The following is a 12642-nucleotide window of genomic DNA, read 5'->3' on the forward strand; positions in this document are numbered from 1 at the left end:
TCGCTAAAGAAAAGCTGTACATACAAAAAAAGACCGCGTTTCGTTTGAAACGCGGTCTTCAAAATAAATCTTGGCAGCGACCTACTTTCCCACAGGCTCCCCTGCAGTATCATCGGCGATGGTCGGCTTAACTTCCGAGTTCGGAATGGGATCGGGTGTACCCCAGCCTCCGTGGCCACCAAGAAAAATATGGCGGGTCAGTCAGTTCTTTGGAAAGGCGAGCAGTATTTACCCTGCTGCCACGTCAAAGGGCTAACCCTGAAATATTAATCTAATAGGGAGGAAAAGAATGATTTTGTGTAGAAAAATAAGGCTCACGGACTATTAGTACTGGTTAGCTGAAGGCATCGCTGCCCTTACACACCCAGCCTATCAACCTGGTGGTCTACCAGGGTCCTTTAGCTCATAAATGAGAGGGAGATCTTATCTTAAGTGAGGCTTCCCGCTTAGATGCTTTCAGCGGTTATCCCTTCCGAACGTAGCTACTCAGCTATGCCGTTGGCACGACAACTGACCCACCAGAGGTTCGTTCACCCCGGTCCTCTCGTACTAGGGGCAAGTCCTTTCAAATCTCCTACGCCCACAGCAGATAGGGACCAAACTGTCTCACGACGTTTTAAACCCAGCTCGCGTACCACTTTAAACGGCGAACAGCCGTACCCTTGGGACCTGCTTCAGCCCCAGGATGTGATGAGCCGACATCGAGGTGCCAAACCGCGCCGTCGATGTGAACTCTTGGGCGCGATCAGCCTGTTATCCCCGGCGTACCTTTTATCCAATGAGCGATGGCCCTTCCATGCGGAACCACCGGATCACTAACACCAACTTTCGTTCCTGCTCGAGATGTCTCTCTTGCAGTCAAGCTCGCTTATGCGTTTGCACTCAACGACTGGTTTCCAATCAGTCTGAGCGAACCTTTGTATGCCTCCGTTACTCTTTAGGAGGCGACCGCCCCAGTCAAACTACCCACCAGACACTGTTTCCTAACCGGATAACGGTAGAGGATTAGAGCCTTAGACTAGCAAGGGTGGTATTTCAAGGTTGGCTCCACAAACACTGGCGTGCCTGCTTCAAAGCCTCCCACCTATCCTACACATGCTAGCCCAAAACCCAATGTCAAGCTATAGTAAAGGTGCACAGGGTCTTTCCGTCTTGCTGCGGGTACACGGCATTTTCACCGCGAATTCAATTTCACCGAGTCTGTAGTTGAGACAGTGCGGAGATCGTTACGCCATTCGTGCAGGTCGGAACTTACCCGACAAGGAATTTCGCTACCTTAGGACCGTTATAGTTACGGCCGCCGTTTACCGGGGCTTCGGTTCGCTGCTTCGCTAATGCTAACAACTCCCCTTAACCTTCCGGCACCGGGCAGGCGTCAGTCCATATACGTCGTCTTACGACTTTGCATAGACCTATGTTTTTAGTAAACAGTCGCCACCGCCATTTCTCTGCGGCTCTCCGTTGCTTTGTTTCGCTAAGAAACTAACAACAAAGAGCACCCCTTATCCCGAAGTTACGGGGTCATTTTGCCGAATTCCTTAACTACAGTTCTCTCGAGCGCCTTGGATTACTCATCCCGCCCACCTGAGTCGGTTTGCGGTACGGTTTGCATAGACTAAACTTAGAAGCTTTTCTTGGAAGCATGGACTCAACACCTTACGTTCTTGCGAACACCACATCGTGTCTCAGGCATGTAGAGATACGGATTTGCCTATATCTCAACCCTACACACTTGTACTGGCTATTCCAACAGCCAGCGTGCCTATCCTACTCCGTCCCTCCATCGCACATCTATACAAGTACAGGAATATTAACCTGTTTCCCATCGACTACGCTTTTCAGCCTCGCCTTAGGGGCCGACTAACCCGGGGCAGATTACCTTTACCCCGGAAACCTTGGGCTTACGGCGAATGGGTTTCTCACCCATTTTATCGTTACTCATGTCAGCATAATCACTTCTCTACCGTCCAGCATGCTTCACAACACACCTTCAACCAGTAGAGAACGCTCTCCTACCACCAGCACAAAGTGCTGATCCGAAGCTTCGGTACCATGCTTAGCCCCGTTACATTTTCGGCGCAGAATCTCTAGACCAGTGAGCTATTACGCTTTCTTTAAAGGATGGCTGCTTCTAAGCCAACCTCCTGGCTGTCTAGGAAATTCCACCGCCTTTTCCACTGAGCATGGATTTGGAGACCTTAGCTGTCGGTCTGGGCTGTTTCCCTTTCGACTACGGCCCTTCTCAGTCGCAGTCTGACTCCCGAGGATCATTTATACGGTATTCGGAGTTTGATAGGGTTTGGTAAGCTGGTGAGCCCCCTAGCCCTGTCAGTGCTCTACCCCCGTTAAACTACCTCGAGGCTATACCTCAATATATTTCGGAGAGAACCAGCTATCACCAGGTTTGATTGGCCTTTCACCCCTATCCACAAGTCATCCAAATCGTTTTCAACCGATACTGGTTCGGTCCTCCACTCAGTTTTACCTGAGCTTCAACCTGCTCATGGATAGATCACCTGGTTTCGGGTCTAATCCACTGTACTTGTCGCCCTTATCAGACTCGCTTTCGCTACGGCTCCACTTTCGCTTAACCTTGCACAGTAGATTAACTCGCTGACTCATTATGCAAAAGGCACGCGGTCACATCTCAAGGATGCTCCCACAGCTTGTAGGCAACTGGTTTCAGGTTCTATTTCACTCCCCTAACAGGGGTTCTTTTCACCTTTCCCTCACGGTACTGGTTCACTATCGGTCACTAGGTAGTACTTAGCCTTGGAAGATGGTCCTCCCAGATTCCCACGGAGTTTCACGTGTTCCGCGGTACTCAGGAACAGTCAGTGTCAGGTTCGACTTCAGATACGGGACTTTCACCCTCTACGGTCAAGCTTCCCAGCTTGTTCTCCTATCTAATTCTGAATCACTTGATGACTGCCCTACAACCCCGCCGTGTCGAAACACGACGGTTTGGGCTATTCCCCGTTCGCTCGCCGCTACTAAGAGAGTCTCGTTTGATTTCCTTTCCTCGGGGTACTGAGATGTTTCACTTCCCCCGGTTAGCCTCTCTAAACCTATGTATTCAGTAAAGAGATAACGGGACATAACTCCCGCTGGGTTTCCCCATTCAGAAATCTGTGGGTCAAAGGATGTTTGGCTCCTCACCACAGCATATCGCAGCCTACCACGTCTTTCATCGCCTTCTAGTGCCAAGGCATCCGCCAGTTGCCCTTAATAACTTATTTTTCTACGGACATTCTTTTCCGTCCCTATCGATTGTAAAAGAGCAGAAACCGTCAAGGTTTCAGCCAAGTATATTACTTGGATTGTAACCACTACTTACGCAAAGTAATGATGACTACCAAAAAACTACTTGTAAAAGATCATATAAGCTTTTCCACCAAAATGGTGGAGGCGAACGGGATTGAACCGTTGACCCCCTGCGTGCAAGGCAGGTGCTCTCCCAGCTGAGCTACGCCCCCACTTGGGTAGATGGTGGGCCTGGGAAGATTTGAACTTCCGACCTCACGCTTATCAGGCGTGCGCTCTAACCAACTGAGCTACAGGCCCATAGCCTATCTTTGTAAAGAGCTAAAACCAACCAGAAGTTGGTTAATGCAAAACTCTTTGCAATTAAATAGCGAATCGGATTTTTTTCTTTAAAGGAGGTGATCCAGCCGCAGGTTCCCCTACGGCTACCTTGTTACGACTTCACCCCAATCATCAGCCCCACCGTAGACAGCTGCCTCCGTTGCCGGTTAGCTCACTGGTTTCGGGTAGAACCAACTTTCGTGGTGTGACGGGCGGTGTGTACAAGGCCCGGGAACGCATTCACCCCGGCATGCTGATCCGGGATTACTAGCGATTCCGACTTCAAGGAGTCGAGTTGCAGACTCCTATCCGGACTGGGATACACTTTTTGGGATTAGCTCCACCTCACGGTCTCGCAACCCTTTGTATGTACCATTGTAGTACGTGTGTAGCCCCAGGCGTAAGGGCCATGATGACTTGACGTCGTCCCCACCTTCCTCCCGGTTAACCCGGGCAGTCTCCCTAGAGTGCTCAGCATTACCTGGTGGCAACTAAGGATAGGGGTTGCGCTCGTTGCGGGACTTAACCCAACACCTCACGGCACGAGCTGACGACAGCCATGCAGCACCTGTCACTGCATTCCCCGAAGGGCACTGCCTAATTTCTTGGGCATTCGCAGGATGTCAAGCCTGGGTAAGGTTCTTCGCGTTGCATCGAATTAAACCACATACTCCACCGCTTGTGCGGGCCCCCGTCAATTTCTTTGAGTTTCAGCCTTGCGACCGTACTCCCCAGGCGGGGTACTTAACGCGTTAACTACGGCACCGAGGGTCAAGCCCCCAACACCTAGTACCCATCGTTTACGGCGTGGACTACCAGGGTATCTAATCCTGTTTGCTCCCCACGCTTTCGCTCCTCAGTGTCAGTAATAGTCCAGGAAGTCGCCTTCGCCACGGGTGTTCCTTCTGATCTCTACGGATTTCACTCCTACACCAGAAATTCCACTTCCCTCTCCTATACTCTAGCGATGCAGTATCAAGTGCAATTCCACGGTTGAGCCGTGGGCTTTCACACCTGACTTACAAAGCCACCTACGAGCGCTTTACGCCCAGTGATTCCGATTAACGCTTGCACCTTCAGTATTACCGCGGCTGCTGGCACTGAATTAGCCGGTGCTTCCTCTAGAGGTACCGTCAATTACTAAGAGTATTAGTCTTGATAGGTTTCTTCCCTCTTGACAGGAGTTTACGATCCGAAAACCTTCATCCTCCACGCGGCGTCGCTGCGTCAGACTTTCGTCCATTGCGCAATATTCCCCACTGCTGCCTCCCGTAGGAGTCTGGGCCGTGTTCCAGTCCCAGTGTGGCAGGCCACCCTCTCAGGCCTGCTATTCATCGTTGCCACGGTAGGCCGTTACCCCACCGTCTAGCTAATGAAACGCGGACTCATCTACTGGCGAGAGCTTTCAAGAAGAGGCCCCCTTTCCCGTTACCAGCGTATACGGTATTAGCAGTCGTTTCCAACTGTTGTCCCGTACCAGTAGGTAGATAATCCACGCGTTACTCACCCGTGCGCCACTCTACTCATCTCCGAAGAGACTTTCGCGTTCGACTTGCATGTGTTAGGCACGCCGCCAGCGTTCAATCTGAGCCAGAATCAAACTCTCCAGTTTAATAATTCTGTATTGTGACATCCACTGCATAACAGCAGATGACGCTAGCTGATCTCTAAATCAATCCGATTCGCTATTTAATTGTCAAAGAGCTTTTAACAAGCTCCGCTCGGCGTTTGGTGCCTCGCGTCGAGTTGGCGTTTATGCCACCCTGCCGCTAGCTAGTCAATATCTTTTTTCTTTTTCTTTCAAAAAAATTTTGACCAACTTGTACGCTCTTTTTGAAAGCGCAGAAGTCTTTTTTACGAAAACGACACCTCAGTGTCAACTTTTTTTCTTTAAAAATCCTTCCTGCTTTTCTCGAGAAGCACTCACAAGCAGCGGAGAGGGAAACTACGCTCTTTTCTTCACAAGTCAATAAGTTTTTTCAAAAAAGCACTAAAAAATAATCAACCTGCTGTTTATCAAGACTAATTTGTTTTTCATGTCACTCCGCAAACGTTGCATCATATAATCTGGCGAACTATTCAAAGATGCGCTACACACTCCCATATACACAAGGAGAGCAAAATGGGTTTTCTAAACGCCAGTACTTCATTTACAAGATATAAGATAACAGAGCCTGTTCCTAAAGAGCTCTGGCCAGAAATTCCTGAAAAACTGCGGCAGTTTTCTTTCAAAGAAATTGAGGAATCTGCTGAAGAACGCGGATGGGGATGGGTCTGTTTTGACGATATGCTAGACTCTCACTGGCACACGGCACCACCAGAAAAAGGTGCATACCTCACGTTCTCTCTGCGCCTGGACACTCGCCGTATCCCCTCAGCAGTTATGAAAAAACATGTTGCTATTGCTATTCGTGAAGAAGAGCGCAAGATAAAAGAACAAGGAAAGAAATACGTATCGCGCGAACGAAAAAAAGAACTAAAAGAACAGGTTCAGCTAAAACTTCGTGCACGCACGTTACCAGTACCAGCTGAGTTTCATGTTGTGTGGAATATGCAGACTAACGACGTCTACTTTGCCTCTACTCAGGCAAAAGTTCTCGAATTATTTGTTGATTACTTTGCACAAAGCTTTGGCCTCGACCTAGAGCCAATGACCCCGTATGCCCTTGCGATCTCACTTATGGGTGACGATATCGCTGAGAAACTCGATACTGTTGAACCAGCGAACTTCGCTTAGGAGAGAACATGGCTGATTATCTTGGTCAGACAACTGATATTATTTTAGGTCAGGAATTTTTAACCTGGCTATGGTTTAGAAGCGAAGTCACCAGCGGAAACTTCACTTCCAAAGAAGGCCGCCCTTATAATTTATATGTAGAGCAACGAGTGTCTGTTCAGGGAGGCGAAGGCGAAACTCTTGAAACCGCAACGGTTTCCGGTAGCACGTCCGAGTTAAAAGAAGCCCGCCTTGGCTTGTCCATGGGAAAAAAGGTTACTCGTGCTCTGATTCGTATTGAACAAGACACAGAAGCATGGCAACTTACGCTTAAAGCAGAAGATTTTTCTCTCGGTAGCCTTAAGACACCGAAAGTAGAAAAAGCTGATGCCAACGAGGAAGACGACGTTGACGGTCCTTTCCTCGAAAAAATATTCCTTATTGAAAGCTGTCTTACACTCTTGGATGACGCATACAGAACATTCCTTGAAACCCGTCTTTCCAACGACTGGAAAGAGACTGTTCAACGAATGGGACAGTGGCTTAGCAAATCGGAGTAGTACTCTACCATGGAACATGCGCCAGCGAGCGAGATAACCCCTTCTGTTATTCTACGCCGCGTCTTATACAGAATTTGCAAAAAAATAGGCATGACCGCGCTGATTCTTTTAGGAATCACGGTCATCAGTTTTTGGGTTATCCATCTGGCTCCAGGCTCTCCTACCGATTTGCAGACAACGTTAAATCCACAGGTGGGCGCGGCAACCCGCGCCCGTCTTGAACGACTGTACGGGTTAGACCAACCTGTCCATGTGCAGTACTACAACTGGGTTAAACGCATTGTGCAGTTGGACTTCGGCAAGTCCATGTCCGGTGACCATCGTCCTGTATGGGACAAGATTAAAGAGCGCATGCCGCTGACAATTGGCATGAACGTAGCCTCACTGATTCTTACATTACTCTTTGCCATCCCCATTGGAGTAGGTGCAGCCTACTATCAAGGACAATGGTTTGATAAAGCGAGTACCGTCTTTGTCTTTATCGGCTTTGCCATGCCCGGATTCTGGCTTGCCTTGCTACTGATGTTATTCTTTGGGATATATCTTCAATGGCTTCCTATTTCCGGCCTCACCTCGCTTGACTACGACAGCTTATCGTTTTGGGGTAAAATAGGTGACGTGGCGCAACATCTGGCAATGCCTATCTTTATATACACGTTTGGCAGTCTTGCCGGAATGTCCAGATTCATGCGCTCATCCATGCTTGAAGTACTGAGACAAGATTTTATTCTCACAGCTAAAGCTAAAGGACTCCCGTTACGAACAGTGATCTACAAACATGCTCTACGTAACGCCCTACTACCGGTTATTACCATTCTCGGCCTGTCCATACCTAGCCTCATTGGCGGTTCTGTTATTATTGAATCAATCTTCGCACTTCCCGGATTAGGACAACTGTTCTACACCTCTGTTTTAGCTCGTGATTATCCTATGATTATGGGAAACCTTGTTCTTGGTGCAGTGCTCACACTTGCAGGTAATATGATTGCCGACCTTTGCTATGGACTGGCAGACCCAAGAATCCGCAATACAGGAGGCGGCGCATAGTGCTTCCTATTACCTCCCGTGCCTTTTGGGACAAATACGGTATGTTGACCATCGGGCTTGTCATTGTGGGTATCATGACCATCGCCGCAATACTTTCCCCGTTTATTTCCCCATTTGATCCAGACAAACTGAACCTTGATTATATCTTACAACCTCCTTCCTTAGGGCACCTAATGGGAACCGACGCGCTGGGTCGTGACATCTTCTCACGCATGCTCCACGGCGCACGTATCTCACTTTGGGTTGGATTTGTAGCTGTGGGTATATCGATATCGCTAGGACTGATACTCGGTCTGGTAGCAGGATACTTTCGAGGCTGGGTTGATGAGGCCATTATGCGGCTCGTCGACGTAATGCTCTGCTTTCCGTCTTTCTTCCTTATTCTTTCAGTGATTGCCTTCCTCGAGCCAAGTCTAATCAATATCATGATCGTTATTGGACTGACCTCATGGATGGGGGTAGCACGCCTCGTTCGCGCGGAGACGTTAAGCCTTCGTGAAAGAGACTTTGTTGCGGCTTCACGCCTAACAGGCGCATCATCCACTCGAATCATCATTCAGCACATTCTCCCCAATGCGCTCGCACCAGTGCTTGTTTCTGCAACGCTTGGGGTAGCCGGAGCAATCTTAACTGAGTCGGCTCTCAGCTTCCTCGGACTTGGAGTTCAACCTCCAACGGCAAGCTGGGGAAACATGTTGCTTGAAGGCAAACAAGTTCTAGAAATCGCCCCATGGCTCTCTATCTTCCCGGGATGTGCTATCCTTATCACAGTGTTAGGGTATAACCTGCTTGGTGAAAGTCTTCGCGACTTACTTGACCCACGGTTGAAACAATAGGTCACTATGCTGCGTTGCACATTCTGAATATTGCCAATACGCATTAGCTTTGTATAAGAGTCCTCACATACCGATCTTAATTTTTTCACAAATACATTATTTACAGGCAACCAATATGCTCGAACTTCTCCGAATCCGCCATTTAGCGTTGATTGACGATATGGAACTTGAGTTTTCCGGAAAGATGAACGTACTCACCGGCGAAACCGGTGCCGGTAAGAGTTTTATTCTTAAGGCGTTAAACTTTCTTACCGGTGAGAAAATGCGGGCAGACCTCGTACGAGCCGGAGAAGATAAAGCACAGGTTGAAGCTCTGTTTGTCATTGATGGTGAAGAATACATTATCCGCAGAGAGCTTGTTGCAGCCACTGGCAGAAGCCGCCTGTACATTAATGACAAGCTGAGTTCACAGGAAGCAATACGCAACCTGAAGCCAAAATTGCTTGTACACACCAGTCAGCATGGGCAACAACAGTTGCTGCAACCTGCTTTTCAAGAAAAACTTCTTAATGATTTCCTGCAACGACCTGACCTGCTTGAAGAACGAAATAATGTTCTTAAAACACTTCGAGATATTGCAGCACAGCAGGACGATCTACGCGAACGGGCACGTATTCTGGAAGACAAACGGGACTTTTTAGAATTTCAGCAAAAAGAGATTGCCAAAGTTGCCCCGGAAGCAGGTGAAGAAGAAGAGCTTGAGGCAAAAAAACAAGAAACGCGGGAACAAGGTCTGGTAGAAGAAGCCGTAGAGCATTCTCTTGGGCTACTGTATACAGATAATGGTGCCCTAGCTGAAGTTATCAGTCGGCTTGAAAACAGCCTTGATGCTGTATGCAGGTACCTTCCTGAATACCAGCCTGACGTTGAGCGTATTCTTGAGTTCCGCCACTCATTGGGAGAGCTTGAAACACGATTGCGAAATCAACCAATGCACAGGCCGGATGAAGAATCCATAGAAGAAATCGAAGCACGACTTTACGAGCTAGCGCAGCTCAAGCGTAAACTAAACCGCTCTCTCGATGAAATCGTCAACATGCAACAAGAGATTGAAGAAAATCTAACCTTCCTCGACACCTGCAACCTCGATCTCAAGCTGTTAGATAAACAGGAAAATGAAGCACGCGAAACACTTCAAACAATATTAGAACAAATCAACCAATTACGAGAGTCCAAAGGGAAAGAACTCTGCGACGCCATTGAGACAGAGCTAAAAACACTTGGGTTCTCAGAACATGTTCATGTAGAATTTCAGTTTACACCTACAGAAATTTATCCCGAATGCTTTGAAGGCAAAGCGAGACTGATTTGGGTTCCTAACCCGGGTCAATCTCCTCAGCCACTTGATAAAATCGCATCCGGCGGTGAACTCTCACGATTCCTGCTCGCTGTTGTTGGCTTGATGAATAAAAACGAAACGCCGACACTTATTTTTGACGAAGTAGATGCTGGAATTGGTGGTATTACCCTTAACTATGTTGCTGATGCACTGACCATGCTGGCAGAGCGCCAGCAGATGCTCCTTATCACACACTGGCCACAGCTTGCCGCACGTGCAGAAAAACACTTCCTGGTTCGTAAAGAAGTACGGAGCAGCGCAACGTTCACAAGCTGCGATGCTCTTTCAGAAAACGGCATACGTGAAGAGTACGAGCGCATGGCAGGCGGAGGCCAGCAAGGCGAGGCTTTAGCCAGAGAGTTGCTCGGAACTGGTTAATACCCTTAGCATTACAGATTCTACCTGGAGTGTTACACCCAAAAAGCCAAGCTCAGAGTGCATTCTGCACCGAAGCTTGGCTTTCTTATTTTGAATGTGGCAATAAAACTATAATTAAAATTCGAGTGTAATCCCCGCCTTGAGACCATAAGCAACATCTGAATCCAGACTACTGCCCTTGCGATCACCGTCGTCATCATAGAACCGCATACTGCGGGCAAAATACAACTCTGGCCCCAAGCTCAGCTGAAAGTTTTCCAACGGTCTCCAGTTTGCAAGTAATGACGCTGTAGCTTCGCGTATCTCGACGTATCCGTCTTCGTACACAGAATTCGAATCTGAAAGGCTGTATGTTTGATAATCGTACTTAGCAAGAGCTGAAAACGAAAGATTCTCATTCACAGAGTACGTCACGCTTGTTTTCGGGAATCCGACAAAAACGTCCCAAGGGCCTTCAAGATAGCTTATACCAACAATAGGAAGAACCGTTGTGTTGGCATAGTTAATAGTTCCCTGCACGCCCACCATGACCAGAAAATTTTCTTCAAAGAAGTAACCATAAGCAAGAGAACCGGTTCCTGAAAGGCTGCCCCAGTCCATCTCTTTTTCATAGTTACTTGCCAGTTCCCATCCATATTGGAAGACACCACGCTTTCCAAGCTTAACGTCCGTTGTCAGCCCTGCTGCCAAGTGCTCCAAGGAATCCCACGGGGTCTTTGAACGTGAATTACCAAATGTAATATCATGCGTATTATCCCATGAATACCAGTCTTTTCTATAGGTAAACGCGGCATCCAAATATGATGCATCAAATTGAAATCTATTTAATGAATATGATGCTGATGAATTATCAACATCTGCATCAGATGCTGTGGAATACTGGGCTGATAAATTCCACTCCGGTAATAGTTCTTCAGACGATTCAATTACTCTTTGCCCTGCAAAAGCTGTATAAACTGCAGACATAATAAATAAAAGAGTATACGTCGTACATAGTAGTAATCTTTTCATTGTAAAAACCTTATGATTGCCAATATGCTTCGTAGCAGAAATAAGCACGATAGGCAAAATCTGCAACCCGTATACAGTAAAAGATGCTCATTATACGGGGCAGTACTTATAGTTTACAAACATAACAGCCTCATACCTGTATGTCCTTATCGTCCGATGTGACAAAACATATAAGTATGAGGCTGCAAAAGATTACTGTATCTATCTTAAAACTGAGATTAATCCTCTTTTTTTCATTCTCCCAAGTTTACTTCTTTAAAATAACACACTGAACTTACTAGAAATGCATTGTAATATTTGCTGCAAGCCCCCATGTGCCATCTATATCTTCCGTACTACCAGTTCGGTTATGTGCACTTGTGTAAAACTTCATCTGCCTTGCAAACACAAATTGCGGCCCAAAAGAGATCTTCATGTTTTCCAGACAATTCCAGTCTGCGAGGAGCGATAGCTTCGCTTCTCTCTTTCTCACATATCCCTCCTGAGCTACATCACTGTCATTAGACAAACGATACACGCTCTGTTCCAACCCCACGTCAGCACGCACAGCAAACTTGTCAGAGAACTGATACCCTACATTGGTAAATGGGAAGCCAAGATTAACTACCCACTTATCGTGCGTGTACTGAAGACCGACAGCAGGAAGAACCATCCAGTCAATCGGGTTATATGCAGCAGCGACTCCAATGGTTACATTAAAGTTTTCTGTAAACCAGTAGTTATATCCCACTAGCCCTGCAACACTTACGGAGTCTCCAGTAATTTCATCTTCGAACTGTGATGAAACCTGCGCCCCATAAATAAGGATATTCTGTTCATCAAAAGCATAATAATTATCGTACCCTACCCCAAGCTTTTGTAGAGTATCCCAAGGAGTCTTCCCATCTTTCACAAAATCAAGATCCGAACGATTATTCCAACTGTATGCTTCGTTTTCGTAAATTACAGAAAAATGACATGCCTTTACTTCTACACCCGAATTTACTGTTGAAAACGAACCTGATGACCCATCTACTTCCGCATCGCCCAAATACGCAGAACTGACAGAAACACTTACGCCCGGAAACTTTTTTGATTCAGATGTTTCTTCTGCCAAGGCGCTGGAAACCGTCAACAAGAACACTAGCAAAGTGTTCAACAGTAGTTTTTTCTTCATTATGAGCCACTCAT

The 12642-nt window shown here is 47.3% G+C and carries 7 protein-coding genes, 2 tRNA genes and 3 rRNA genes; 5 read left to right on the forward strand and 7 right to left on the reverse strand.

Annotated elements, in window-relative coordinates; translation table 11 throughout:
- Window positions 1-68 precede the first annotated feature (68 nt).
- The 5 genes from rrf to SP90_RS02295 all read right to left on the reverse strand — a co-directional run bounded on the left by rrf (window position 69) and on the right by SP90_RS02295 (window position 5197).
- A 5S ribosomal RNA gene (gene rrf / locus SP90_RS02275) occupies window positions 69-183 on the reverse strand.
- A 120-nt stretch (window positions 184-303) separates the two neighbouring features.
- Window positions 304-3239: ribosomal RNA gene (locus SP90_RS02280) — 23S ribosomal RNA — on the reverse strand.
- Window positions 3240-3400: 161 nt separating this feature from the next.
- Window positions 3401-3476: transfer RNA gene (locus tag SP90_RS02285), tRNA-Ala, on the reverse strand.
- An 11-nt stretch (window positions 3477-3487) separates the two neighbouring features.
- Window positions 3488-3564, reverse strand: a tRNA-Ile gene (locus SP90_RS02290).
- Window positions 3565-3655: 91 nt separating this feature from the next.
- A 16S ribosomal RNA gene (locus SP90_RS02295) occupies window positions 3656-5197 on the reverse strand.
- Together the 16S, 23S and 5S rRNA genes with 2 tRNA genes alongside form the textbook arrangement of a ribosomal RNA operon.
- 510 nt (window positions 5198-5707) lie before the next feature.
- On the opposite strand from SP90_RS02295, the gene rdgC reads away from it, so the two are divergent.
- The 5 genes from rdgC to SP90_RS02320 all read left to right on the forward strand — a co-directional run bounded on the left by rdgC (window position 5708) and on the right by SP90_RS02320 (window position 10461).
- Window positions 5708-6322, forward strand: coding sequence for a recombination-associated protein RdgC (rdgC, locus tag SP90_RS02300; RefSeq protein ID WP_066852149.1), 615 nt, complete (start codon window positions 5708-5710; stop codon window positions 6320-6322).
- Between the two features lie 8 nt (window positions 6323-6330).
- On the forward strand, window positions 6331-6861 hold the full coding sequence (locus SP90_RS02305; protein ID WP_066852151.1) for a hypothetical protein: 531 nt from the start codon (window positions 6331-6333) through the stop codon (window positions 6859-6861).
- A gap of 9 nt (window positions 6862-6870) precedes the next feature.
- Window positions 6871-7908 (forward strand): ABC transporter permease, encoded by a 1038-nt coding sequence (locus SP90_RS02310; RefSeq protein ID WP_066852152.1) that lies wholly within the window; start codon window positions 6871-6873, stop codon window positions 7906-7908.
- 41 nt (window positions 7909-7949) lie between these two features.
- Window positions 7950-8744 carry an ABC transporter permease gene (locus SP90_RS02315; RefSeq protein ID WP_066852442.1) on the forward strand — a complete coding sequence of 265 codons (795 nt, stop codon included), beginning with the start codon at window positions 7950-7952 and terminating at the stop codon, window positions 8742-8744.
- 115 nt (window positions 8745-8859) lie between these two features.
- Complete coding sequence (locus SP90_RS02320) at window positions 8860-10461, forward strand: DNA repair protein RecN (RefSeq protein WP_066852153.1); 1602 nt, start codon at window positions 8860-8862, stop codon at window positions 10459-10461.
- 114 nt (window positions 10462-10575) lie between these two features.
- On the opposite strand, the gene SP90_RS02325 is transcribed toward SP90_RS02320, so the two are convergent.
- Entirely contained in the window at window positions 10576-11472 is an 897-nt protein-coding gene (locus SP90_RS02325; protein WP_157471167.1) for a hypothetical protein, read from the reverse strand.
- Between the two features lie 277 nt (window positions 11473-11749).
- Window positions 11750-12628 carry a DUF6268 family outer membrane beta-barrel protein gene (locus SP90_RS02330; RefSeq protein WP_157471168.1) on the reverse strand — a complete coding sequence of 293 codons (879 nt, stop codon included), beginning with the start codon at window positions 12626-12628 and terminating at the stop codon, window positions 11750-11752.
- Between the last annotated feature and the right edge of the window lie 14 nt (window positions 12629-12642).

Origin of the sequence: Halodesulfovibrio spirochaetisodalis (assembly GCF_001672295.1) — a bacterium.
Classification (GTDB): Bacteria; Desulfobacterota; Desulfovibrionia; order Desulfovibrionales; family Desulfovibrionaceae; genus Halodesulfovibrio; species Halodesulfovibrio spirochaetisodalis.